Genomic DNA, 24622 nt, shown 5'->3' with positions numbered 1-24622 from the left:
TCCGTATTAATGCAGGAACATATCCGGCAGCTGTTCTCCGAAAATATTCAGACCATGATCGCCACCGGCGAAGCGCTGGCTGGCCCGATTGAAAGCGCGGCGCTGACCATAGTGCAGGCGCTGATTAACGACCGTAAAGTGTTGTGTGCCGGCGAAGGCGCCGCCACGGCGTTGTCTGGCCATTTTGCCCGCTTGTTACTCGATCAGTTTGAAACCGAACGGCCTTGTTTGCCGGCCTGTGCGCTGAATAACGACAATTCCGGCCTGGTGCAGGCTTCTCAGCAACAGGATTATCTGGCACGGCAAGTACGCGCGCTGGGTCAGGAAGGCGATATTCTGCTGGTGCTGTCGTTAAGCGGCGATGAAACCAGCCTGATCCGTGCCGTCGAAGCCGCGCTGACCAAAGATATGACCGTCATCGCGCTCACCGTCGATAACAACGGTGAATTGTCCGGCCTGCTCGGCAATACCGATGTTGAACTGCGGGTACCGGCCCACCGGCCGGCACGTGTCTATGAATGTTATGCGTTTTTATTACACTGTGTGGTCGAACTCATCGATAACACATTGTTTCCACAACAAGATGTTGACCTCATCTAAAGGAGAATCTGATGTTTAAGCTGCGTGATCTGCTGCAACTGGCCGCCATCGCCACAGTCGCTGTGATGTTAAATGGCTGCGCCGCCAAAGACCGCCGGACGCTGGGCTCACAAATCGATGACAACAGCATCGTGATTAAAGCCGGCAATGCGATTGAAGCGAACAAAACGCTGGATGAAAAAGCCAATATTAACGTCTATAGCTACAACGGCATTATTCTGCTGACCGGCCAGGCGCCTAGCCAGAGCATGGTCGACGAAGCCGGTGAACTGGTACGGCCGGTACAAGGCGCGAAGGATGTGCAAAACCAAATCCGCGTCGGCAACCCAACCTCATTTACCACCCGCAGCCGCGACAGCTGGATCACCACCCGCGTCAAGTCGTTACTGCTGGCCGATAAAGAAATCAGCGCACTGAATATCCGCGTCATCACCGAAAACGGCGAAGTGTTTCTGATGGGCATAGTGACAGAACAGGAAGGCGACAAAGCGGTCGAAATTGCCCGCCATGTCAATGGTGTATCGCGGGTGATTAAAGCCTTCGAAACCCAATATAACTAGTCGCTGTTCACGGCAAAAAAAACGGGCGTCCCGACACAGGACGCCCGTTTTTTTTCAGCCGGCACTGCCGGCTAAACACCGTTTAAAAATCTAATTGCTGCGGCTGTTTGCCAACGGTCACTGTCACAGTTTTGCTTTGCAGGAAAGTCAGCGGGTCGGCTTGTTCCGGCTCATCAGTTAACTGACAGGTCACCGCCGCAGTGTAAGTGCCGGCATCAACAAAACCAATTTCATACTGATACAGGCTGGCACCATCGTATTTGACCGGCGCACTGGCATAAGGCAGATTTGGCGCTACACCGCCATTGTCGCCCAGCGTATCAACAGCAAGGTTACCGCCTTTATACAGATACACAGCTGCGACCGGCAACCGGTTTTCCCGCGGCGCTAACGGACAGGCCGCATTGAGCAGCAAGGTTTCGCTGACATTCCCTTTTAAATGACCAATCTGGCTGGTATCAACCAGCCGCAGGCCGGTCGGTTTTAACTGATAACCGCGGTTGCCGCTGGTCGCGACCACAGCTTTACGCAGGTCAAATTCCAGGGTGTAACTGAAAGTGCCACCAGCCGATAATACCGGGCCATTCAGTTTCAGCTCGTTCGATGGCACCGTCAGCGCAGCGCGGCTGCCGTCTTTAAGCTGAATATAAGAACCGTCCGTCAGCACCAGCCGCAGCTGGCCATAGTTGCCGGCCGGCACTGTGGCACCGCTGACCAGCGCTTCAGCTAAGCTGCCCGGCAGTTTCATTAAGTCGACACCACGTGTATTGGCGATGACCTGGCCCTGCGCATTTTTACATTCGGTATTAGGCGCTGCCGCCACTGCATCTGAGCCAATCAGATATTTCTGCGTCCCCAGACCATTGCCAGTCAGCTCGATACTGTTAAAACACACCACGACAGCCGTCGCGCCATCGACCGGGGCATCACTGATCTGGAAATTAAAGGTCGCGGTTGTCGGCGTTGGCGGGGCAGTAGTTTCGCCGGAGCCACCGCCGCAGGCGCTGAGTCCGACACCACAAAACATCATCAAAGGTAGTACTGCAAGTTTCATAATTGATCTCCGGTTCATGATGTAACTTCAGCGTTATATACATTAGAACATGAAGATATACTGAACAGGATCAGACATCCTGCAAGGCTTTCAGCGCCTTGGAATGAAACTCGCGATGCTTCATCACCAGCAGCACCACCACAGTTGCCGCCATAAATAACCAGACATTGATAAACCAGGCGAGCGTTGCCAGCGAAAAATAAATGGCGCGCAGGCCGTAATTAAACGAATGCGCCGCCTGATCTATCACTTTGGCGGCTTTATTGGCGTATTGGCTGCGTTCGGCCTGCGGTAACTCGCGGCCGTCCGGTGCCGCACCTATCAGCACCCCACCAAAGCCATATTGACGCAGCGACCAGGTGAACTGAAAAAAGGTAAAGACATAAATCAGCACCAGACACAGAATTTTAAACTGCAGCAAGCCGTCGACATGGTCGAGCCAGGGCATCACCTGCATCAGCACTGTGGCGATTTTGTCGCTCGACGCCAGCGCCGTCAGCAAACCGGCCAGGATTAACATTGAACTGGAAGCGAAAAAACTGACGTTGCGCTCCAGCGTTGAAATCAGCGCCACATCGGCCATTTTATTTTCGCGCACGATCATTTGTTCCATCCAGGCGGTGCGTTTACGCCGCAACTCGTAGGACAAACAACTGACCTCCCGCGCCCGGCGTTTGGCAAACAGCGTATAACCAACCCAGACCCCAACAAACCAACATACGGCGATTAAATCCAGCCACGGAAACTGCTGCCAGCTCACATATTCTCCTGTTGTTTTTCTGCCCACGCAGAGCTTTGCAAAGGAATTTCACAATAAAAACAAGCGCCGCCCTGCACTGGCTGCTGGTAATAAATATGGCCGCCCATCCGCTCCAGCAGTTCTTTACAGATCGCGAGGCCCAGCCCGCTGCCGCCTTGTTGCCGGCTGTCCGAACTGTCGGCCTGAGAGAACTTATCAAACAAATGCGGCACGAAATCCGGCGGCACACCAGGGCCCTGGTCACTGACCATCAGCTGCAGCATCTGGCCGCTCAGCACAGCCCGCAGCTCAACTGTGCTGTGTGGTGGCGAAAAACGAATGGCATTGCTCAGCAGATTACCGAGCACCTGCAACAAACGCCCGCCATCGAGCGTCAACTGTAAATCCGGTGGGATCGCGGCTGACAATTCCAGCTGCACTTTACAGGACAACGCCAGCGCACTGTGACGCTGAACCGCCTGCTGCAACAGCGGCAGCACCTGCTGTTGCTCCAGCTGCAGCGACAGTTTGCCGGCTTGCAGTTTTTCCATATCCAAAATGTCACTGACCAGACGCATCAGCTGATCGGCATTGCTGCGGGCAATGTCGAGCATTTGCTGCTGTGCCGGTAATAACGCGCCGACAGCGCCGGCGGTGACCAGCGCCAATGCGCCGTTAATTGCGGTCAAAGGCGTGCGTAACTCATGACTGACGGTGGAGACAAACTCTGCTTTCAACCGGTCCATGCGTTTACGCGCCGTGATGTCGCGAAACAACAATACCTGCAGCGGCTGATCCTGCAGCTCGATACGGGTATGCAGCAGCTCGACCTGCAGCGTCTCGCCGTGTAAACGCTGCGCCGTTAATTCCTGCGGGCCTTGCCCCGGCTCCAGCGCCGGCGGCTGTGGAAATAAAATCTGAAACGGCAGCCCGCGCAGTTGCCGGGCCTGATAACCAAACATCTGTTCTGCGGCCTGGTTAAAAGTATGGATTTGGCCGGCCGGATTCAGCACCACGATAGCGTCATCCACATTGTCGAGCACTGTCCGGTAGTACTGTTCGCTTTGCTCAAAGGCCCGGCTGGTTTGCTGCCAGCGCCGGTTGGCACGAAACACATTGGTCAGCAACAACACCAACAGCAGCGCCGTGCACCAGCCGACTAAGCGGAACCAGACCGCCAGACTCACCGCCGGTTGCAATGGCCAGACCGCCAGTTGCCAGTCAGAACCGGCGACATTTAGTGCCAGCAGCGCGGCCGGTGGCCCAAAGTGCTGCAGTTCACCCAATAAGACTTCACCACCTTGCCCGTCTTGCCCTTGTTGTCCTTCATTGAGGTGGCGCACGGCAACACCAACATCCAGCTCTTGTGCTTTTTGCTTCAGCAGCCGCCAGATATCGTCGACATTTAACACAGTACTGACAATACCCCAGTACCGGCCGTCAGACAGATACACCGGGATCCGGTAAACAAAACCACGGCCACCTTGGGCCAGCTGCAGCGGACCACTCAGCCTGGCTTTGCGGCTACGGATAGTCAGTTCAATATCGGGCCACTGGCCGGTCAGATCGGGATAATACAAGCCAACTGCGGCTTCATTGCCGGCCAGCGGATAGAGATAAGTCAGGCGATTACCGGGCGCGACGCCCATATTGCGGATATGTTTACCCTGGCGCACCAGATTGGGCAGCAACATCTGAAAATCCTGCGCACTGGTGTTGCCTTCCAGCGCCTGCACATGTGCCACCAGGCCCTGACTGAGCTGCAGCGGCGCATTCAGCTCCATTTCCAGCAAAGAGCGTAATTGAGCGGCGCTTTCAACAGTGTCACGGACTTGCTGCGCGTCTGTGCGGCGTTGTTCCTGCAGCGCCAGGTATTCAGCAACAGCGCCAAATAGCAGGATAAGCAGCACCAATAAGGCGCTTTGTAGCCGCTCCAAGCCTAAAAACCCTGCCCGCAAATTTGCACCCGCTGTGTTAAATTTCATTCAATCAGGCAGCCTGAGCGCTGCCTGAGGACATAGAGCCCCAAACCGTTTAATGATACACTCGGCCATCTTTTCCGACAGTTAATTTTTCAGCCCAGGAGAGCCCCGTGACCGTATTACAGCTGACCACCCCAGATGACTGGCATTTACATTTCCGTGATGGCGATATGCTGCAGGAAACAGTCCCGGCGACCGCCCGTTGTTTCCGCCGTGCTGTGGTGATGCCCAACCTGGTACCACCGGTCACCACCGGTGCTTTGGCCAGCGCCTACCGCGAGCGCATCCTGGCCGCCCGCCCGGCCGGCAGCAACTTCGAACCTGTGATGACGATTTACCTGACCGATACCACCACAGCGCAGGATATCTCTGATGCCAAAGCGGCCGGCGTATTAGCCGCCAAACTGTATCCGGCCGGCGCCACCACCAATTCGCATTCCGGCGTGTCGAGTTTAAGCAAGTTGTATCCGGTGCTCGAAGCCATGGTCGAACACGACATGTTGTTCCTGGTGCATGGCGAAGTCACCGACAACCATGTCGACATCTTTGACCGCGAAGCAGTGTTTATCGAGCAGCACCTGCGCCAAATCGTCGCCAGTTTCCCGAATTTACGTATCGTGCTGGAACACATCACCACCGCCGACGCCGTCGAATTTGTTAAAAACGCCGGGCCTAATGTCGCCGCGACCATCACACCACAGCATTTGCTGCTGAACCGCAACGACATGTTAGTCGGCGGCATCCGGCCGCATAACTACTGCTTGCCGGTACTGAAACGCCGCACCCATCAGGAAGCGCTGCGCGCTATTGTCGCGAGCGGCAATCCGAAGTTTTTCTTAGGCACAGATTCAGCCCCACACGCCAAACACCGCAAAGAAACCGCCTGCGGCTGCGCCGGCTGTTACAGCGCCTGGAGTGCGATTGAACTCTATGCCCAGGTGTTTGAAGAACTCGGTGTGATTGAAAAACTAGAAGGTTTTGCCAGCCACTATGGCGCCGATTTTTACCGCCTGCCACGCAACAGCGGCCAGATCACACTGGTGAAACAATCCTGGACAGTACCGGAAGAAATCACCCTGCCGGACGGCAGCCCGATAGTGCCGTTTTACGCTGGCCAGACTCTGCACTGGAAATTACAGGCGGAGTAACACAAAACCTTGCCCCGATGGCGGTCTGCAACCAGACCGCTATACTGGCAAAAACACCTGACTGAAGTCACCGGATGAAATATTGCTGCTACGGACTGCTGGCATTGCTGAGCCTGTCCGTCACAGCTATGCCGGAAGCCGATTTTGAAAAACTGCGTGGCCCTTTGCTCAAAGGCGCAGCCGCCAATTACAGCCAGGCCGTGCGGGACACCGACCAGCTGCTGCAACAACACCAACTCAACCTGACGCTGGAACAACAAATCCGGCTGCATTATCACAAAGCTATTTTTCAGCAACGCAGCAACCAGACTGAAGCCGCACTGCAGACTTTGGCTTGGTGCAAAAGCATGAGTCTGGAATCAACAGATCGCAGCATTTTGTACAGCTATCACAATATTCTCGCCGGGATCTTCAGCGATCAGGGCTTGTATCAGCAGGCGCTCACCCACTATCAGCAGGCCTTGCCGCTTGCGACCTTATTGGCCAAACCATTTTTTATCAGCCAGACCGAAAACAATCTGGCGCTGGTGTTGCTGAAACTCGGTCAGACCCGCGAAGCAACCAGCTATTTTCAGCGTTTTTATCAACAAGGCCAACACGATAACGACCCCAGCGTGCAGGCGGTGGCGCTGAATAATCTCGGTGAAGCCGCATTGCAAAGTGGTGCAGTCAGCGACGCGGAGCATTATCACCAACAAGCACTGGCGCTGCGTGGTTTGCACAAACTGGAATCGTCCTGGTCTTTTCTGAATTTGGCGCGGGTGGCGTTAGCGCAACAGGATGGTCCGCGTGCGGTGCTGCTGGCGCGGCACAGTCTGCAGCTGCGCCAGGGCCGGCACGCCCGCGAGCAGGCCGAAGCCGGTTTGTTATTGGTGCAGGCTTTGCTGCTGACCGGCGATTTAACAACAGCCGACCAACAGCTGCAACAAAGCCTGCAACAAGCGACTGAGCAGCGCGCACACACTTTGCTGCTGCAGGGCTGGCAGTTACAGGCCGACCTTGCTCTGCGCCAACAGAAATATGCCCAGGCTGTGGTGGCGATGCAGCAAGCATTACAGGCGCAGCAACAGCTTGCCGATCAACGCTTTAGCTTAACAGTGGCGCAGCAGAGTGCGGAAATGGGCGTGACTACCCGCGAAATTGAAATTCAGCGACTACAACAGCAACAACAAATCAGTCAGTCCCGCCAGCAACAGTTATATGGCGGGATCGCTGCCGTCTTACTGATATTGCTGGTCAGCCTCGGCTTTAGCTGGCAAATCCGCCGCAAAAACCGCGCCTTAGCACAAAGTCTGGAGACTCTGGAGCGCACCCGGCAGCAGTTGGTGGAACAGCGCAAACTGGCGGCGCTGACCCAGCTGGTCAGTGGCATGGCACATCAGCTCAATACGCCACTGGGTACTATTCTGACAGCAGTATCCTGCAGTCGTGAGCAGCTGCAGCTATTGCGGCAAAAGCTGACCGACAAAAAACTCAACCTGCAGGAGCTACAGCAGTTTATCGACGAACAACAACAGCTGATGCTACTGACTGAGCAAAGTGCTGAGCGCACCGCCGGCCTGGTCGAACGCTTTAAGCTGATCTCGGCCACATCACCACAATCCGGCGTGGAAACCCAGTTAGTGCTGCAGTTTGCCGGCCAGTGGCTGCACAGCCATCTGGCGTTACAGCCACGAGAAGTGACGCTGAAGCTGGACGGTGCTGACGTCCAGTGGCGCTTTGACACCACAGTGCTGGGCAAGGTGCTATCAGCACTACTGGATAACGCATTGCAGCATGCTGAACCCACCACAGGCGCGCTGCAAATCTGTCTGCAGCTGGCCACAGAATCTGCCGGCACTCAGCTGCTGCTGTACTTTTCGGACAATGGCGGAGGCATCAAGCCTGAACTTTTGGACAAAATTTTTGACCCGTTTTTTACCACTAAACTGGGCCAGGGTAATCTGGGCCTGGGCCTCAACATCGCCTACAACCAGCTGCAGGCGATTGGTGGTTGTCTCGAACACCTGCCACAGCCAAGCGGCTGTTGTTTCCTCATCCGTTTACCAGCGCTTTAGTCATAAAGCCGCCTTCACAACGGCAATGTCGCCAGTTCTGCACTGACCCAGGCCCGCAATTCGTCACGCAGCACCAGCACCGCCGGTGTGACCTGATGGCGGCTGGCACAGACCAAATGCAGCTGTAATTTCGGCGCCGGATAATCTTGCAGCAGCGGCACCACATGACCAGCACGTAAGTCCGCCGCCATATCCAGCGCGGATTTCAGTGCAATACCGTGACCAGCCACCGCCCAGCGCCGCACCAGTTCAGCATCATTGCTGCTGCGGTTGCCGGCTACATTGACCTGCAACAGCCCTTGTGGCCCGCTAAAACGCCAGCGGTCAAAAGTACGCTCTTCAATCATGTACAGCAGGCAATTGTGCTGCTGCAGCTGCAACGGCTGTGTCGGAGTACCAGCGCGAGCCAGATAGTCTGGCGCGGCACAAACAATACGCGGCACTTCGGCGATAAAAAATGCCACCAAGGCCGGGTCCGTTAAAGCGCCATAACGCAGCGCGACATCAACCGGTTCGCGCTGTAACCCTGCCACCCGGTCACCGAGCTCCAGCCGCAGTTTCAGCTGTGGAAAGCGTGCCAATAACGTATCAAGCTTGGGCAATAACCAGTTGCGACCCAAATCACTGGGCGCAGCAAGTCGCAGCTCACCACCGATATCGACTGCCAGATTTTTCAGCGCCTGTTCGCCCTGCTCCAACGCTTCCAGCGCGTTCTGGCAATGTTGCAGAAACACCTCACCGGCCGGCGTCAGCTTTAAACTGCGGGTACTGCGCAGCAATAACGCCGCGCCAAGGTGTTGTTCCAACCGTTTCAGCGCCGCCGAAGCCGCGGCCGGTGTGAAGTCAAACTGCCGCGCCGCCGCACTGATATTGCCGCTACGGACAATCTGCTGGAATAACCGGAGATCCTGAACTTGCAGCATTTTCAAATTTCATTTGATAAAGAATGCTTAATTAAGCGGTTTTTCAATAGATGTCAATCCGGCACAATGCACAGCATCTGTTAAACGTTACGCTGAATCGCGATTGCGAAGCGCCATTTTCTATTGAAATATCAGGAGTTTGTTATGTCCGCCACTCATTTAATTCCAACCACTATGCCGGCTGTTGGTTACCTGCAATCGTTGCCGATCAGCGACGAGCAGGCGCTGGTTGATTTAACCTTACCGGTACCAACGCCTGGGCCTTATGACCTGCTGGTCAAAGTCGAAGCCATAGCCGCCAACCCGGTGGATTACAAGATCCGCCAGCGCCGTGCGCCGCAAAGTAACGACGGCGTCGTCACACCAGAAGTGCTGGGTTGGGACGCAGCTGGTGTGGTGGTCGCGACTGGTGCTGCAGTGCAACATTACAAAGTCGGTGATGCGGTGTTTTATGCCGGCGCTTTGAACCGTCCCGGCGCCAACAGTGCTTATCATCTGGTTGACGAACGTTTGGTCGGCCCGAAGCCACAGAGCCTGTCTTTTGCTGATGCCGCCGCCTTGCCTTTGACCGCCATCACCGCCTGGGAATTGTTATTTGACCGGCTGCAGCTGGATAAGCCAGCGCCGCAATTTAGCCGCAAAGTGCTGCTGGTCAGCGGCGCCGCCGGTGGTGTTGGTTCTGTGCTGGTGCAACTGGCAAAATTAAAAACCGATGCTTTTGTTATCGCGACCGCGTCCCGGCCAGAATCGCAGGCCTGGGTCAGTGGTTTAGGTGCCGACGCGGTGATTAATCACCAGTTGCCACTGGCCGATGAGCTGAAACGCATTGGCCTCGATGCCGTCAGCCATGTCGTTAGTCTGGTGGATACTGCCGCTTATTATCAGCAATTTATTGACGCCTTAGCGCCGCAAGGCAAGCTGGCGCTGATTGATGACCCGATAGAAGCGCTGGATATCCGCCCGCTGAAAGTAAAAAGTTTAAGCCTGCATTGGGAGCTGATGTTCACCCGTTCTTTGTTTCAGACGCCGGACCAGATTGCCCAGCAACAACTGCTGCGCGAAGTGGCGGCGCTGGTTGACGCCGGTTTATTAAAAAGCACCGCTGGTCAGCATTTGGGGCTGATTAACGCCTCGAACCTGCGTCAGGCGCACGCCATGCTGGAACAAGGTAAAGTGATTGGTAAGCTGGTACTGGCTGGTTTTTCTCAAAACTAAACCGCAAATTGCAGCATTGCCGACCCCCCGATCAGCAATGCTGCGCACGCTCAGTGCTTTTTGTATCTTTAGTTTTATGAACTTTTACTGCGGTAACAGCCGCATCTTGCCCTGACTATCCTGGCGCGCCGCCTGGTGCTGATGCAGGTCCCGTTCCGGCTGATAATGCAGCGTCAGCACTTCAATCTGCTGCAAAATGCCGTTGGGCATTGGCCACAACACCGGCGTGCCAACAGTCAGCCCTAACACCGCAGTCCCTACCGGCGCCAGCACCGACAACAAATCCGAGCGGCCGGCCTGCAGTTCATCCGGCAGCACCAGCGTCAGGGTTTTACTCTCGCGCTGCCCGAGCCGGACTGTGATGGTGGAATGTAAAGTGACCACATCGGGCGGCATTTCGCTGGCATGACACAGCATGGCCCGCGCCAGCGCATGGCTTAAGCTGCCGGCTTTTTCCTGTCGGGCCGCATCGGTTGGCGGCAGGCTGTCCAGCACCGCCTCCAGCTTGTTGAAGTCGCTCAGCGACAAAGTAATCTCCGTTAGTTTTTCTCTCATACACACTCCTTCATCGATAAAATCCGCCAGCCATGCATATTCTGACCAGCGAGTGGATCAGTCAGGTCGTGCTGCGCGGCTTACGCCGCACCAGCAACATGTCCTGCAACTGAAATTGAAACTGCACGCCAAGCACACGCAGTTGAATGGTTGCCCCCGGTAACTGACCCAGCAGCGCCTGCCCGAGCGGCGATAACACCGATATACGCCCATGCGCCGGCCGGGCATCCGCCGGCCAGACCAATTGCAGCCAATGTTGCCGGCCACTGTGGCTGTCTTTTAATAACAACCAATGGCCAGGTGTCGCGCCAGCTGCAGTATTCGCCGAAGTATCAGCCGGTAAACACTGTTGCAACCGCCACAGCGCCGCCACGCGCAATGGCCAGACAGACCGCAGCGCTAACCAGCGCGCAGCCGAAGCACCAGCCAGGGCCGGTAACGCAAAAAACTTGTTCATAAATTCCGTCCGCCCGCTGCAGCTGCGCCAAAGCCCAAAGGCCGGTTTAAATCCGGCACAATGGCTGAGGCCAAAGCTCAGCAAGCACTAATTCAGCAATGTTCAGTCAGAAAAATCAGGGAAAATCAGACAGCGCCGGCCCCGCAGCGCGGAACCGGCTTAAGAAAGGCAGGCAGTAAACACAGATAACAGCATCAGCGCGATAAACAGTGACACTAAAACCTCTGAATCAAATGGAAAAAAAGGAAACTGGCCAGCAACCCGCGGTGAAGCCCGCTATGCCTGAAAACCAGATGAAACCGCACCATACGCCATTTCGCAGGAAAAGCAACTGGGGATGCGATGGGTGGCGGTAAGGCAGGATAGCGGAGTCGTTCCCTGATCGTCATTTGGTGCAAATTACAGAGCCTTAGAAAACTTCGATATTCGGGGGAAAGCTAAACCGCCTCTGTAAACGGCACAGACGATTACACAGCAGACACGCCGTGAATACTCCCGGGTCTCGCAGACCTGTAGGCTCGTCAGCCGCTATCCCTGCGGCTGACGGTCTGCTTTAGTAATCATCCGGCCGTTTTGAGAGTTCGTTTGAATCGTCGCGTTGTCTTAATAGCGGACATTTTTAAACATCATGTACGGCGGCGCTTCGCTTGCACGTACCGGCTAATTGAGATCGTAGGTACCGGCAAGCGAAGCGCCGCCGTACAATACCCATGTTCGATGACTGCCTTTCGCTCAAAGCTGTTGTTCCCAAACCCCAACAAAGCCAGCGTCGGCTGCCGCGGAGTGAGCGATCAAGAGTGAGCGCGGGAGGCGCGAACGGGCGAACGCAGTGGTGGCGATGTTGGCTTTGCCACGATAAGCAGATTCCCGGCAATCCGCGCACAACTACCGGTCAAATCAGCTATCCCCCCTAAGAATTTAAGACAGAGCTAAGCCGCAGCAGCTTAAAACTCCAGCTCGGCCCACAAAGCCAGGTGGTCGGAATATTGTGTCGGTGGGCCGTCGGTGAGGATGCCGGCGGCTGGTACTTTGAATTGGTCTGCGCGCAGCAGCATATAGTCGAGCCGCACGGCGTCGGCTTCGTTGCCGCGCCACGGGATAAAGCTGTAGCTGGGGCCTTGTGGGGTTTTGGTTAGTGCAAGCACGTCCTGATATTGCGGCAATGAGGTTTGGAATTGTGCCAGCAGACCGTCGCCGGCTGCTGGATTAAAATCGCCCATCACTATCACCGGTGCGCCGGAGCTTTGTTGCCAGTCGCGGATTTTCGCGGCGAGCAGCTTGACGGATTCGCGCCTCGCCTCAGCACCCTGATGGTCCAGATGCAGGTTTAACACCCGAAGCGCTTTGCCGCTGTGTTTATCCTTTAGCAAAGCCCAGCTGCAAATGCGTGGCAAGGCGGCGTCCCAGCCTGGTTTGCCTATTAATCCATGGCCTATTAATCCATGGCCTATTAATTCAGTGCCGATTTGTTCAGCGCCCTTTTGCGTCGGTGCATCAGGCAACCAGCTCGGATGAAACCAAAAAGTACCGCTGTCCTCTATGACAAAACGGTTGCGGCGAATAAGCAAAGGGCTGAATTCGCCGGCGTTTTTGCCATCGTCACGGCCAACGCCAATCCGCTGATAGCCCGGCAGTGCACTCTCGAGCCGCACCAGCTGATGGAACATCACTTCCTGCAGGCCAATGATATCGGGCGCTTGCTGCTGCAGTTGGCTGATCACCTTACCGGCGCGATGTGGCCAGGCGAGCTCTGCGTCGTTGGGTGTGTCGAGGCGGATATTCCAGCTCAGCGCTTTAAAAGTATCAGCCAGCGCAGCGCTGCTGAACAGCAACAACGCCAGCACCGCATACCAACTCATTAAAGGTCCCTGCTGCATCCTTCACCTCGATGTTAAAACCCTGAATTAAAACTCAGAACTCAAATACGAGCTCACCACCTTGCATCAGCTGACGATAATCGACACTGATTGGCAGTTCAACCCCATTCAGGGTCCAGCGTTTGACTGGTTTAAGCCGGTCGCCTTTGGCCAGAATGCGCAGCTGTTTGCCATTATCCAGCTGTAAAGTGACAGTCTGAAATTGTGGTGTGCCGCGCACATAACCGGCATCCACTGGGTTCACCGGATAAAAACCGAGGCTACTCAGCACATACCAGGCCGACATCTGGCCCAAATCGTCGTTGCCGGCGAGGCCATCCGGTTTGGCGTGGTACATGCTGTCGCGGATATGGCGGATGCGCGCTTCGCCTTTGGCCGGCGCGCCGGCTAAGGCATACAGATAAGGCACATGATGCACCGGCTCGTTGCCGTGCGCGTACTGGCCAATCAGGCCGGTGATATCCGGCGACACATCGCCGTCCATGTGTGAGCTCATGTCAAACATCTGGTCCAGCCGCGCGACAAAAGCCTCGGCGCCGCCGTAGCTCTTGATCATCGCATCGACCTGATGCGGCACAAAAAAGCTGTATTGCCAGGCGTTGGCTTCGGTGTAATCGGTGGTGCGGTGCGCGACATAAATCGGGTTAAACGGGCTGACCCAAGCGCCTTTGGCGGTTTTGCCGCGCATAAAACCGGTCGATTTATCAAAAAGTTGCTGCCAGGCCGCGGCTCTTTGGCTGAACTCTGCTGCCGTTTTTGCATCACCGGCGGCTGTGGCTAAACGGGCGATGGCATGGTCGTCAAAGGCGTATTCCAGCGTTTTTGACACTGCTTCGACGTCCAAGTCCGACGGCACATACCCATATTTGCCGAACAAATCGATACCAAAACGCGACTGGCGCGCTGAGGCCAAAGATGCGTCCAGCAGTTGTTGTACGCTTAAGCTCGTCAGGCCTTTAAAATAAGCGTCGGCCAACACCGGCACGGCGTGATAACCAATCATCACATCGGTTTCATTCGACATTAAATCCCAGGTCGGCAGCAGGCCTTGTTCCTGATAAAAGCCGTATAACGAATGCATCATGCCATCGACACGGCCCGGATCTGTGATGGTCAAAAGCGGGTGCAAACCACGGAAGGTATCCCACAGCGAAAACAGCGTATAACGCGGCGCTTTGTGTTGGCCGGCATGCACGGCGCCGTCAGCACCAAAATAACGGCCATCAACGTCACTGAATAACTGCGGTGCTAAATAGCTGTGATAAAGCGCGGTATAAAACTTGGTTTTATTGGTGGCGCCTTGCGCGTCGGTGCCGGCATCGACCTGAAAGCGGCCCAGCTGCGCCTGCCATTTGGCGGCGGCTTGTTGTTTCACTGTGGCAAAATCCAACACTGGCAGTTCAGCGGCGAGGTTCTTCTGCGCGCCTTCGATACTGACGTAAGACAGCGCCACTGCCACTTCCAGCGGTTTTTGCCGCAAATCAGCAAAATTGAGCACAGCGGCAGCTTTTTCGGTTTGCAGCAGCGTGCCTTTTACCGCAGCGCCGTCCTGATAAAGGGTTGCCTGAAACGGCTGGTTAAAACGCGCGACAAAATACAGCGGCTGCAGTTTGGCCCAGCCGGTCGAGACACGATAACCAACCAGCGTCTGTGCATCGAGCTGCCGGATAAAACCGACCACCGCTTTGTCGTAATTCTGCGCATAACCTAAATCAATCAGCAGCTGGGCATCTTTGGCCTGACTGAACTGATAACGATGTACGCCAACCCGCTCGGTGGTGGTCAGCTCGGCGCTGATGCCCTGCTCTTTCAGCTGGACCGCATAATAACCAGGGCGAGCTTGTTCATCAGCGTGGCTATAAGTTGCGACCGGGCGGCCGGCCGGGCTTTTTAAGCTGGCAGCATAATCACCGTGAAACGGCAGCACTAAAATATCCAGCAGGTCACCGACGCCGGTGCCGGACAAATGGGTATGGCTAAAACCCAGCAGCTCGGTGTCAGAATAGTGATAACCCGAGGTCCAGTCCCAGCCTTTGGATTTATTGTCCGGGCTTAACTGCACCATACCAAAAGGCACGACCGCGCCCGGAAAAGCATGGCCGTGACCGCCTGTGGCGATAAAAGGGTCGACGTATTGCAGCACGTCAGCACTGGCAATGACAGCAGGGTTGGCAGGTGTTTCAGCCGGCGATGAGCAAGCCCCGAGCGTCAGCGCTGCGGCAAAGCCGAGCGCTGTTGATGAAATTTTCAGCATATCAATTAATCCTTCAGGGTTTTATACCAGAAGCGGTACAGCCACAGGCTGGTCAACGCAAAGAGCGCAGTTGCCGCCCAAAAGCCAGACCACTGGCGGATCACCAGGCAAATTGGCCACACTACCAGGCAGAGTTGCCAGGCCATGCCAACGAGGATATTCAGCGCATCGCGCCCCGGCGTCTGGTCCGGCACAAAACCCGGATCGGCTGCCTGCACTTTGGCGGCGATCGGCCCCCACACACCCCAGGGCCGCACTTGTTTATAAAACTGGCAAAGCACAGCGTCGGGTTCAGGTTTGGTCAGCAAAGTACCTGCGACAGAACCCATCAGACCAGCCAGCAGCAGATATGGGAAGGCCTGCAGCGGCGGTAATTCCGGGTACAACAACGGCAGTGCCAGCGACGCAATCAAACCGGTCAGCATGCCTGCGGCATAACCCCAGGCATTAAAACGCCACCAGTGCCATTTCAGTAAATTGGCGGCGGCATAACCGCCAAACAGCGCACCAAAAATCCATTGCATAATGTCGTTGATGCTGCTCAGCATCAGGCCCAAAGCCGTGCCGACCAGCACCAGCGCGACGGCGACATAACGGCTCAGGCTGACATAAAACTGCTCAGATTTGTTCGGGTTAATAAACTTGCGATAGACGTCATGCACCAGATACACAGGTGCAGCATTGAGGGACGCCGAGAACGTCGACATAAAGGCTGCCAGCAAACCGGCGATCAACAACCCGGCCAAACCTGCCGGCACAAAACGTTCAATCGCGACCGGCAACAAGCGCTCAAAATCAAAATTGCTGCCGGCGGCGGCGATTTCCGGGCGCAAATACACCAGCGCCAGCACGGCAAAACCGGCCACCATCAGGTAACGCGGAATAAACATCACCAAGGACACCACGGCGCTCATTTTGGCCGCTTCACTCGGCGATTTCGCTGCCAGAATGCGTTGCATGTCGTAGTTCGGCACCGGGCCCGCCATGCTGAACAATACGCCTTTACACAACATCAGCATGATCATGATGCCAAAGAGCTGCATGCCGTCTTTTTCAATCTGTGCCGCGGCTGCCGGCAATTGCGCCGACCAGTCCAGCTCTAAATTCCAGCCAAACCACAACGAATCCCAGCCGGCCGGGATCACGGCTGCGAGTTGCTCAGGGCTTACCTGCTGCATCGCAATGACACCCACCGCCACAGCGGCAAAGGTCATCAGAATAAATTGCAGCAGCTCAGTCATCACCACGCCGTACATGCCGCCTTTAATCACATACAGCGTGGTCAGGGCGAAAATAATCAGCGCATAAGTGTCGGACGATAAATCCCACGGCAGGAACACCGCAGCGAATTTACCGATGCCCTGAAAACCATAAGCGACAAACCCAATGGCGCTGACCACGGCAAATAACACCACCACACCCTGACACCACAAACTGCCGGGGCCATCGCCAAAGCGGCTTTTTAACCAGTCGGCACCGGTTAAAGCGTTGGAGCGGCGCAGCCAGGCCGACAGATAGACCATCAGGAACACCTGATTAAAGATCGGCCAGACCCAGGGCAACCATGCGCTTTTCAGGCCATAGAGGAAACACACAGTCACCAGCCACATAGTGCCGGCTATATCAAACATACCTGACGCGTTGGAAATACCTAACAGCCACCAGGGCATGGTTTTACCGGCGAGGAAATATTCCTGCAAATTGGCACCGGCGCGGCGCGACACCCAAAGGCCGAGCCACAAAGTGCCAAGCAGATAAGCGACAATGACGGCGCCGTCGAGCCAGCCCAGGTGCATCACGGTTTGTCCGTTATCCATCAATGTGTTCCTGTGTTTTCTGCTGCTGTATTGGCAATCGTGTCGGCGATAGAGTAGCAGCGCAGGGATGCCATCAGCTGCTGACAGGCGGTATCACTGAGGCCTGTCACATCCAGCGTCACAGTGCGAGGCTGGCCCGGCAGCAAATCAAAGAAGTTGTCGGAGAAATTCCACACCCGTCCCGGAGCTTCTGCCAAAGCCACTGACAACCAAAGCTGACGCAGGACCCAGTCGCTGCTGAGCGTCAGCTGCAGCTGTTCACCTTGCCGCTGCCAATGCAGCGTTGGCGTGCTTGCCTTTAAATCCTGTGCCAGTGGCGGCACAAAGTACCACAGTTGTTCCGCCAGCAGATTCTGTTCTGCACCAACTAACCGGGCCTGCAGCACAGTGCGCGCTGGCACATCGACTGATGGCAGGCCTTGCCACACTTGGGTGCTGCTGAGCGCCGGGACTTGCAACTGCTGTTGTTGCTGCCACAGCACTGCACCGGAGAAATCCAGCAACTGCAGTTCGAGCGTCGCCGCAAGCGCGTCGCGGCTGTCCGACACCAGCTGCAAGGCTAAAGCGCCTTTATCCGCTGCACTGTCTAATTCACTAAAAACCAGCAATTGCGGTGCAAAGGAGCGTTTGGCCTGATAATGCAGCGCTTTCCACTGGCCATAATAATCGATGCCGGACCAACTGGCGGCCGGCCAGGTGTCGTTCAGTTGCCAGTACAAAGTGCCCATACAAAACGGCATGGCTTTGCGGTGCGCTTCAAAGGCCTGACGCATGCCCTGCGCCTGCTGCACCTGGCTTAAATAAGTCAGCGCAGTGAAATCCGCCGGCGGCGTATATTCACCCAACATATAACTCTGGATCAGTTGATTACCACGCGGGTGTTTCTGGTGCACTTTAAAAGCGCTGGCCTGTAAATCCCAATCGGCAGGTGCCAGAAACCGCTCGAAACTCTGCGGCAGCGGAAACGACTGAAAACCATATTCGGTCATAAAACGCGGCACGCGGCGGGCGAATTCGCTAAAGGGCGCTTCACCATGCCAAACGCCCCAATAATGCTGGTTGCCGATATGGTCAGCATTGTCTTCCCAAAAGCCCTGCGGGCTGGAGCGCAGATAAAAGCTGCTGGGGTCCAGATCTTTCAGCACCTTAGGCAATAACTCACCAAAAAGTGCGTGATAATCCTGTTTCAGCTGCTGCCACTGCGTGTCGCTATAGCCAAATTTGGCCGGCCAGTCCCACCAGGCAATGCCCATATCTACTTCGTTATTGCCACACCAGAGCGCGACGGACGGATGGCGGCGCAGACGCCGCACATTGGCGCGTGCCTCAACTTCAACATTGGCCAGGAAGTCCGGCGTGGCAGGATAGAGACTGCAGGCGAACATAAAGTCCTGCCAAATCAACACGCCGTGTCGGTCGGCCAGCTGATAAAAATACTCGTCCTGATAATAACCGCCGCCCCAGACGCGCAGCATATTCATGCCAGCGCTGGTGACCGCAGCAAATTCGGTTTCAAGCCGCGCTTTGCTGATTTGCGCCGGGAAGGCATCGGCCGGAATATAATTCGCGCCTTTGCAAAACAGCGGTACGCCGTTCACTTTCAGGTAAAAACACACACCGTCAGCGTCTGGTTCGTTGATCACTTCAATCTGGCGAATACCAACCGGCAAATCCTGCTGGGCAACAGTCGCACCGCCAACTTGCAGTCGCAGCACAAATGGATATAAAAACGCTTCGCCAAAACCGGCTGGCCACCATAACTGCGGGTTGTCGACCTGAACCTTAAACTGCAGCGTCTGACTGCCGGCTTTCGGCTTGACCGCGACGATTTGGCTGCAGTGCAGTAAGTCACAATTCAATTCAAGCTGCAGCTCTGCTAGTTGCAGCTCCGCAGCAGTGCCAAGCTCAAGCCCGGCTTCGATCAAAAGCTCTGCCTTTGTTTCGCTAACCGACACCACTGTGGCGTGACTGTCGACAATCTGGCCCAGCGGCACACATTGCAACGCAATCGGCCGCCAGATGCCGCTGGTGACAAAACGCGGGCCCCAGTCCCAGCCAAAATGACAAGGCGCTTTGCGCACAAACACCGACAGTTTGTCGTCGGATTTATCGTTTTCGGCCGGATAAATCAGCCCGGCCGCCTGCTGCAAAGGCCTGGCGCGCAGAATCGGCGAGCGAAACGTCAGCTCAAGCTGATTGCTGCCGACTTGTAAGGCGTCATTCAGCACAAAAGACCAGGGCACAAACATATTGTTGGTTTCGCCCAGCAACACGCCGTTTAAGCGCACTTCACAGAAGGTATCGAGGCCATCGGCCTGCAACAACCATTGGCCTTGGTTGAGCTCGGCGGCGCTGAAGTCAAACTGACACTGATACAACCAGTCACTCAGTTCAATATCCTGCAGCTGTGTTTCATTGGCGCCAAAAAACGGGTCTGGAATAGCGCCGACGGCAAATAAATCGGTGAAGTTACAACCCGGCACAGTGGCGGGGATGGCTTCTTTGATGCGTAAAAACGGCGTGGCCGCCGTTGGCAGCTGACGTAATTGCCAGCCAGTCAGTGGGCGTTCTGAGTTAACGGCAGACAGAACCGGGGTAGTCGCTGACACCAAAGCACCAGCAGAAGTATTTGTATTCAAACGATAATCCTCAGAAAAAACTCAGCCTGACTGGCCATATAAGATTCAACCCGACGGGCGATAATTCGAAGAGCTGCGCGGCGGTTAACATAGCTGCGCCTGCACTGCCTGCAGTAAGTCAGCCGCGACCACACCCTGGCGCTGCACCGCAGAATGCAGGTGGAAGGAATAAGCAGCGTCTGGTGCCAATTGGTGGCGAATAGCGGCGATATTGCCGGCATTAACGCCACCGCCAATCACCAGCTCAGGCCCTCCGGCGGCGAGAAATGCCTGTAATTGTGCGATGCCCTGCGTCGCCGGTAGTTTGCTGTCCCAGCGCGTGCCGGCGCTCAGCACCCGCGCTACCGGCAGCCGGGTTAATTGCAACCAGCTCAGCATTGGCTCGGCGCAGGCGTCAATGGCGCGGTGCACCGCCACTGTGAGGCCCAAATCAGTGGCAAAACCACAGAGTTCGGTCAGCGCCGTCAAGTCAAGCTGCTGCGCCGGCGTTAATGCCCCCAGCACCACCGCATCAGCACCGGCCGCTGCCAGTTGTACCAGCTCGCTTTGCATCTGGCGCAGTTCGCTCAGTTGATAACAAAAATTGCCGCCGCGCGGGCGCAACATCGCCACCAGTCCCGGGCCGTCGCCCCAGTGCTGTCGCGCCAGCGCCACCTGCGCCGGGGTTGGTGTCAGGCCGTCCTGATCCATCCGGCTGCACAGCTCTAGCCGGGCCACACCAAACTCGCGCGCAAGTGCGACATTAGCCGCCAGATGGGTTTCAGTTTGCAGGCAAAGTTCCAGCTTGATCATGGCTTGGCTCCTGACGAAGCAGTGTCAGTCAGCGCGATTTGCCCTAGCCGCAGCTGCAATTTCGCCGGGCGTGTAGCACTCAGTTCCAAACTCAACCGCTGCAGTTGCTGACCTTTGAGCGCGGAAAGATCAATCGCCTGAGCCTGCCATTGCGAAGCTTTGGTATTAGTCCCAAGCGGATAACGATACTCACCTTGATCCGTACTCAGCAGCAGCGCCACAGCACCCGGCGCATCGGTTTGCAGTTGTAGTTGCAGCTGCGGTTTTGCCGGCAGCAGCAGCGCAAACTGATACAGCGGCACTGTCAGGTCGCCGGCTTTTTGTACCTGCAGCAACAAACTGCTGCCGCCCAACCAGCCTTGCTGGAAATCATACTGCAGGGTCGAGGCCGCAGCAGCTTTGCCTTGCAACGCAAATTGCCAGGTCGGCAGCATGTCTTGCTGACTGATATCGGTCCAGCCGCTGTCGGTGTTTGCGGGCGCAGTGCTGTCTTTGGCTAAACCTGCAGGGCTGTCCGGCAAAAACGGCGCGCGCTGGCGCTGACCTTGCTCAAACCAATACAGCCCTTGCCCGGTATTAAAGTTGGTCACAAACGGCAGGCTGGTTAACACGGTTTTGGCCGGTAAATAAGCGCCAACCCCTGGCCAGGCTTTGCCGTTATCTGTCACGGCCTGATTCAGGTCATCGCCGCTAAACAGCCGCTGCTCAGTCTGATAAAAGCGCTGAATATCCTGCGGGTCTTGGGCAAAAGTGCTGTAGGCTGGCGTGGTTTTATTGCCGCTGAAGTTAAAATTCACATTGGGTGCAAACAGCGCGATGGAGGTTTGCATCACGCCTTTTGCTGCGCCTGAATCCGCGCGTAAATCCTGCAGCCACCGCGTCTCAACAAAAGCCTGCTGCGCATCGCGCTCCGGCCATAAATCAACACCAAAAAACAGCTGATAAGGTGATAACCCGGCGGCTTTGGCCCGTGCCACTGACTGCCTGACCATAGCGCCATTCCACCAGTAATTGAGGAACATGGCGTGCGAACCGGCAGGCGCGGCTTCCCCCTGCAAATAAGCCTGATTTTTGGTGTTCAGCTCGTTTTGCCAGCGCACTGTGCCGTCGGCAGTCATCGCGTCGTACCAGTGAATGTCGATACCGGCCGGCGCTTTGGCGGTCAAATACTGCATAAAAGCCAGCATTTTCGCCGCCAGCTGTTGACCACGAACTTTGTCGCGTTTTGGCTTGCCATTTGCCGCCAGCACCAGCTGATTTTGTGTGTCTTTGACGACGGTTAAATCGGTTTCCTGATTCACCAGCCAACCGTCAAAACCGTAATAAGCGGCGATGCGCAGTAATTGATCGGCGACGATAAAATTACCAGCCGCGTCTTGTTCCAGCAGCTTTTCAACGGTTTCCGCGCTGCCGCCCCATTGGGCTATGCCCAAAAATACCGAACCCAGCACTTTGACGCCATTTTTATGCGCGGTCTCAACCCAGGGCCGCGCCGGAATTTGCACTGTTAAATCGGCGGTGCCGGCAAACCAGTTCAGGATGTCGATCTGCGACCAGTTACTGAAGCTATATAAATTGGCCTTCGGCTGCGCTTGTAAATAATTGCCAAAGTTATTCATGCCATCCGGCGCATAGAGCAGCTGCGCCGGCTGATTTTTAGCTTGCGCGGCAGTCAGCGCTGCCGGTAGCCGCGCCGCCAGCGGTACCTGACTGATATTGGCTTTACTGGCTGTGGCGCCATGCGGTGTCCAGGCTTTGGCCTGTGCCAGGGTCAGCGCAAACGGCGGTTGGTCCGGGGTCAGGCCAGACCTTTGTGGCTGGATCTGAGACTGGGCCTGGACATCAGCAACCAGCAGCAGCCCAAGCATAAATACCACTGCCTTCATGCCACCACTCCGGGCAGCAGGTGAATGGCATCGGTCAGCGTTGCGCCGCTGGCATCCTGCACCGCATAGTTAAAACCACCATGCAGACAATAAGCGCCGACTTCACCGTTGACACTTAACGCCAGAAAACCGACCTGCGCTTCTGCGGCATTAGGGATTTTTGCCGCGATGCGTTCGACCGCGCGCTGGCATGCCTGCTGCGGATTTAAACCCTGCCGCATTAATTCGACCACCAGATGGCAACCGACGGTTTTAATCATCAGCTCACCAAGACCAGTCGCCGTCGCCGCGCCGACATCCTGATCGACATATAAACCTGCGCCAATCAGCGGTGAATCCCCAACCCGGCCCGGTAATTTATAGGCCGCGCCGCTGGTAGTGCAGGCACCAGCCAGGTGGCCGTCGCTGTCGAGCGCCAGCATGCCGATGGTGTCGTGATTCTCGAGGTTAATCTGTGACTTGGCTTTGCCTTGCTCGCGCCAAAGCAGCCAGTCTTGTTTACTTTGTTCGGTTAACAGGTTCTCTTCAACAAAACCCTGCGCTTTGGCAAACTCCAGTGCGCCTTCGCCGACCAGCATCACGTGCGGCGTTTTTTCCATCACAGCGCGCGCCACAGAAATCGGATGTTTGATACGCTTCAGCCCAGCGACCGAACCACAATTGAGCTGATGGTCCATGATACACGCATCTAAAGTCACTTCACCGGACGCATCCGGATAACCGCCATACCCGACTGTGCGCACCGCAGGATCGGCTTCCGGCACCCGCACACCCTGTTCAACTGCATCAAGCGCGCTGCCGCCGCGACTTAACACCTGCCAGGCCGCCGCGTTGGCAGGCATGCCATGTTCCCAGGTCGAGACAACGATTGGCTTTCTCACAGCAGATGGTTTTGGCTTGGACGTTGCCGCAGCAGTCGCTGATGTGACTGATTTCTCTGACGCAGGCGCAGTCGCTGCCGTGCTGGCACAAGCTGCCAGACCGCCCGCCAGTGGCAAAGCCGCCGCCAGTTTTAATAAATCGCGCCGGCCTTGTAACAAAGATTTGTTTTGCTTTGACGTGGTAGACTGGGTCTTCGTTGACTTGGTCATGCCGGCAGCTCCGTCAATTGTTGACTTAAAAAACACCAGCTGCCGCGCTCGCCGGCGTTGCTGACAAAACTACAAGGCAAGCTTGGGTCTAACAGCGGTACCAGCTGACCAGCGATACCGCCGACCAGCCCAACCTTTGGCGCGCCGACCTGTAGTAACCGCCGCACCACAGTTTCAACAAACTGCACGGCTTCAGCGCGGATACGCAGCGCCACTGCGTCGCCATCAAAGGCAGCCTTCAGCACCAGCGGCGCCAGCCGGGCGTACACCGCCGGGCCCTGGCCAAGATACTGATTGGCGAGACTGGCTGAAGTCTCAGCATCCGGCAGCAGCTGGGTCAACACAGTCGCCGGCGCCAGACCGTCGCGCGCCAGCAACACCGCTTTGACCGCTTCTAAACCAAACCAGGAACCGCTGGCATTGCAGTTAATCGGAAAACCATAACCACCGAGTTCAGTGCGATCGCTACCCACGCTCGCCAGTGCGCTGAAACCTGTGCCTAAAATCAACACTGCACCATCCTGCTGCTGATGCACACCGTAAGCGGCGATTTGTAAATCTGTGGTCAGATGCAAACTGGCAAACGGGTGTTGCCACTGCTGAAATTGCTGATAAAACTGCGGTAAATGCAAACCGGCCAAGCCAGCCGCCAGCGGCAGCTGTGCCATTAAATGTTGCGGTAAAGCCGCGTCCAGCAAAGCTTTCATCGCCGCTTCAGTGATAGCGGCAAAACTTTCGGTTAAACCACCGACCGGGTTGGCCGGGCCACTCTGGCCCTGCCCCAGCACCTGCCCTTTGGCATTAAACACCCAGGCGCGGCAATGACTGCCGCCACCATCAATACCAATACCGACCGGCAGCGCCAACTCAGCTGCAGATCCGGGGTTGAAGGCAGTTGCGATTGAATTCATAAAGGTCCTTGAGCTACACACCGGGCCAAACACCGGGTAAAAAAACCGGTGCAATAAACTGCACC

The 24622-nt window shown here is 56.0% G+C and carries 19 protein-coding genes; 5 read left to right on the top strand and 14 right to left on the bottom strand.

The window, feature by feature from the left end; genetic code table 11:
• The first annotated feature begins 9 nt into the window (after positions 1–9).
• Positions 10–600, top strand: a complete 591-nt coding sequence (locus tag ABNT34_RS17685) for an SIS domain-containing protein (protein ID WP_031568875.1) — start codon at positions 10–12, stop codon at positions 598–600.
• A gap of 11 nt (positions 601–611) precedes the next feature.
• Positions 612–1160, top strand: coding sequence for a BON domain-containing protein (locus tag ABNT34_RS17680; protein ID WP_348734006.1), 549 nt, complete (start codon positions 612–614; stop codon positions 1158–1160).
• A gap of 82 nt (positions 1161–1242) precedes the next feature.
• On the opposite strand, the gene ABNT34_RS17675 is transcribed toward ABNT34_RS17680, so the two are convergent.
• The 3 genes from ABNT34_RS17675 to ABNT34_RS17665 form a co-directional block, all read right to left on the bottom strand.
• Positions 1243–2214, bottom strand: a complete 972-nt coding sequence (locus tag ABNT34_RS17675) for a DUF4382 domain-containing protein (RefSeq protein WP_348734004.1) — start codon at positions 2212–2214, stop codon at positions 1243–1245.
• 70 nt (positions 2215–2284) lie between these two features.
• Complete coding sequence (locus ABNT34_RS17670) at positions 2285–2974, bottom strand: DUF599 domain-containing protein (protein WP_348734002.1); 690 nt, start codon at positions 2972–2974, stop codon at positions 2285–2287.
• Entirely contained in the window at positions 2971–4911 is a 1941-nt protein-coding gene (locus ABNT34_RS17665; RefSeq protein ID WP_348734000.1) for an ATP-binding protein, read from the bottom strand. The genes ABNT34_RS17670 and ABNT34_RS17665 overlap by 4 nt, the downstream gene beginning before the upstream one ends.
• A 134-nt stretch (positions 4912–5045) precedes the next feature.
• On the opposite strand from ABNT34_RS17665, the gene pyrC reads away from it, so the two are divergent.
• Together pyrC and ABNT34_RS17655 are read left to right on the top strand one after the other, a co-directional pair.
• Positions 5046–6083, top strand: a complete 1038-nt coding sequence (gene pyrC, locus ABNT34_RS17660) for a dihydroorotase (protein WP_348733998.1) — start codon at positions 5046–5048, stop codon at positions 6081–6083.
• A 74-nt stretch (positions 6084–6157) separates the two neighbouring features.
• Positions 6158–8140 (top strand): tetratricopeptide repeat protein, encoded by a 1983-nt coding sequence (locus tag ABNT34_RS17655; protein ID WP_348733996.1) that lies wholly within the window; start codon positions 6158–6160, stop codon positions 8138–8140.
• A 14-nt stretch (positions 8141–8154) separates the two neighbouring features.
• Here the strand turns inward: ABNT34_RS17655 and ABNT34_RS17650 are convergent, their stop codons facing one another.
• On the bottom strand, positions 8155–9063 hold the full coding sequence (locus ABNT34_RS17650; protein ID WP_348733994.1) for a LysR family transcriptional regulator: 909 nt from the start codon (positions 9061–9063) through the stop codon (positions 8155–8157).
• Between the two features lie 144 nt (positions 9064–9207).
• On the opposite strand from ABNT34_RS17650, the gene ABNT34_RS17645 reads away from it, so the two are divergent.
• On the top strand, positions 9208–10278 hold the full coding sequence (locus ABNT34_RS17645; protein WP_348733992.1) for a zinc-binding alcohol dehydrogenase family protein: 1071 nt from the start codon (positions 9208–9210) through the stop codon (positions 10276–10278).
• Between the two features lie 84 nt (positions 10279–10362).
• On the opposite strand, the gene ABNT34_RS17640 is transcribed toward ABNT34_RS17645, so the two are convergent.
• The 10 genes from ABNT34_RS17640 to ABNT34_RS17595 all read right to left on the bottom strand — a co-directional run bounded on the left by ABNT34_RS17640 (position 10363) and on the right by ABNT34_RS17595 (position 24557).
• Positions 10363–10833 (bottom strand): GreA/GreB family elongation factor, encoded by a 471-nt coding sequence (locus ABNT34_RS17640; RefSeq protein ID WP_348733990.1) that lies wholly within the window; start codon positions 10831–10833, stop codon positions 10363–10365.
• A 61-nt stretch (positions 10834–10894) separates the two neighbouring features.
• Positions 10895–11290 (bottom strand): GreA/GreB family elongation factor, encoded by a 396-nt coding sequence (locus tag ABNT34_RS17635; RefSeq protein WP_348733988.1) that lies wholly within the window; start codon positions 11288–11290, stop codon positions 10895–10897.
• Positions 11291–12234: 944 nt separating this feature from the next.
• Positions 12235–13149 carry an endonuclease/exonuclease/phosphatase family protein gene (locus ABNT34_RS17630; RefSeq protein ID WP_348733986.1) on the bottom strand — a complete coding sequence of 305 codons (915 nt, stop codon included), beginning with the start codon at positions 13147–13149 and terminating at the stop codon, positions 12235–12237.
• A gap of 52 nt (positions 13150–13201) precedes the next feature.
• Positions 13202–15421, bottom strand: coding sequence for a GH92 family glycosyl hydrolase (locus ABNT34_RS17625; RefSeq protein WP_348733984.1), 2220 nt, complete (start codon positions 15419–15421; stop codon positions 13202–13204).
• Positions 15422–15426: 5 nt separating this feature from the next.
• Positions 15427–17238, bottom strand: a complete 1812-nt coding sequence (locus ABNT34_RS17620; protein ID WP_348733982.1) for a sodium:solute symporter family protein — start codon at positions 17236–17238, stop codon at positions 15427–15429.
• Positions 17238–19877, bottom strand: coding sequence for a glycoside hydrolase family 2 protein (locus ABNT34_RS17615; protein WP_348733980.1), 2640 nt, complete (start codon positions 19875–19877; stop codon positions 17238–17240). The genes ABNT34_RS17620 and ABNT34_RS17615 overlap by 1 nt, the downstream gene beginning before the upstream one ends.
• A gap of 84 nt (positions 19878–19961) precedes the next feature.
• Positions 19962–20669: a copper homeostasis protein CutC gene (locus ABNT34_RS17610; protein ID WP_348733978.1), complete on the bottom strand. Its 708-nt coding sequence runs from the start codon at positions 20667–20669 to the stop codon at positions 19962–19964.
• A complete protein-coding gene (locus tag ABNT34_RS17605) occupies positions 20666–22555 on the bottom strand; it encodes an endo-beta-N-acetylglucosaminidase (protein WP_348733976.1) in 1890 nt (629 codons plus the stop codon). Before ABNT34_RS17605 ends, ABNT34_RS17610 begins: the two co-directional genes overlap by 4 nt.
• Positions 22552–23646 (bottom strand): N(4)-(beta-N-acetylglucosaminyl)-L-asparaginase, encoded by a 1095-nt coding sequence (locus ABNT34_RS17600; protein ID WP_348733974.1) that lies wholly within the window; start codon positions 23644–23646, stop codon positions 22552–22554. Before ABNT34_RS17600 ends, ABNT34_RS17605 begins: the two co-directional genes overlap by 4 nt.
• On the bottom strand, positions 23643–24557 hold the full coding sequence (locus ABNT34_RS17595) for a BadF/BadG/BcrA/BcrD ATPase family protein (RefSeq protein WP_348733972.1): 915 nt from the start codon (positions 24555–24557) through the stop codon (positions 23643–23645). The genes ABNT34_RS17600 and ABNT34_RS17595 overlap by 4 nt, the downstream gene beginning before the upstream one ends.
• Positions 24558–24622: the final 65 nt, after the last annotated feature.

The sequence above is a fragment of the Rheinheimera texasensis genome (assembly GCF_964031785.1).
GTDB lineage: Bacteria > Pseudomonadota > Gammaproteobacteria > Enterobacterales > Alteromonadaceae > Pararheinheimera > Pararheinheimera texasensis_A.
Note: the sequence above shows the minus strand (reverse complement) of the source record. Positions and strands in the feature narration are given on the sequence as shown.

Coding starts and splice junctions, on each gene's coding strand:
- ABNT34_RS17685 (WP_031568875.1), top strand. CDS start 10: ATGCAGGAACATATCCGGCAGCTGTTCTCCGAAAATATTCAGACCATG.
- ABNT34_RS17680 (WP_348734006.1), top strand. CDS start 612: ATGTTTAAGCTGCGTGATCTGCTGCAACTGGCCGCCATCGCCACAGTC.
- ABNT34_RS17675 (WP_348734004.1), bottom strand. CDS start 2,214: ATGAAACTTGCAGTACTACCTTTGATGATGTTTTGTGGTGTCGGACTC.
- ABNT34_RS17655 (WP_348733996.1), top strand. CDS start 6,158: ATGAAATATTGCTGCTACGGACTGCTGGCATTGCTGAGCCTGTCCGTC.
- ABNT34_RS17650 (WP_348733994.1), bottom strand. CDS start 9,063: ATGCTGCAAGTTCAGGATCTCCGGTTATTCCAGCAGATTGTCCGTAGC.
- ABNT34_RS17645 (WP_348733992.1), top strand. CDS start 9,208: ATGTCCGCCACTCATTTAATTCCAACCACTATGCCGGCTGTTGGTTAC.
- ABNT34_RS17640 (WP_348733990.1), bottom strand. CDS start 10,833: ATGAGAGAAAAACTAACGGAGATTACTTTGTCGCTGAGCGACTTCAAC.
- ABNT34_RS17635 (WP_348733988.1), bottom strand. CDS start 11,290: ATGAACAAGTTTTTTGCGTTACCGGCCCTGGCTGGTGCTTCGGCTGCG.
- ABNT34_RS17630 (WP_348733986.1), bottom strand. CDS start 13,149: ATGAGTTGGTATGCGGTGCTGGCGTTGTTGCTGTTCAGCAGCGCTGCG.
- ABNT34_RS17625 (WP_348733984.1), bottom strand. CDS start 15,421: ATGCTGAAAATTTCATCAACAGCGCTCGGCTTTGCCGCAGCGCTGACG.
- ABNT34_RS17620 (WP_348733982.1), bottom strand. CDS start 17,238: ATGGATAACGGACAAACCGTGATGCACCTGGGCTGGCTCGACGGCGCC.
- ABNT34_RS17610 (WP_348733978.1), bottom strand. CDS start 20,669: ATGATCAAGCTGGAACTTTGCCTGCAAACTGAAACCCATCTGGCGGCT.
- ABNT34_RS17605 (WP_348733976.1), bottom strand. CDS start 22,555: ATGAAGGCAGTGGTATTTATGCTTGGGCTGCTGCTGGTTGCTGATGTC.
- ABNT34_RS17600 (WP_348733974.1), bottom strand. CDS start 23,646: ATGACCAAGTCAACGAAGACCCAGTCTACCACGTCAAAGCAAAACAAA.
- ABNT34_RS17595 (WP_348733972.1), bottom strand. CDS start 24,557: ATGAATTCAATCGCAACTGCCTTCAACCCCGGATCTGCAGCTGAGTTG.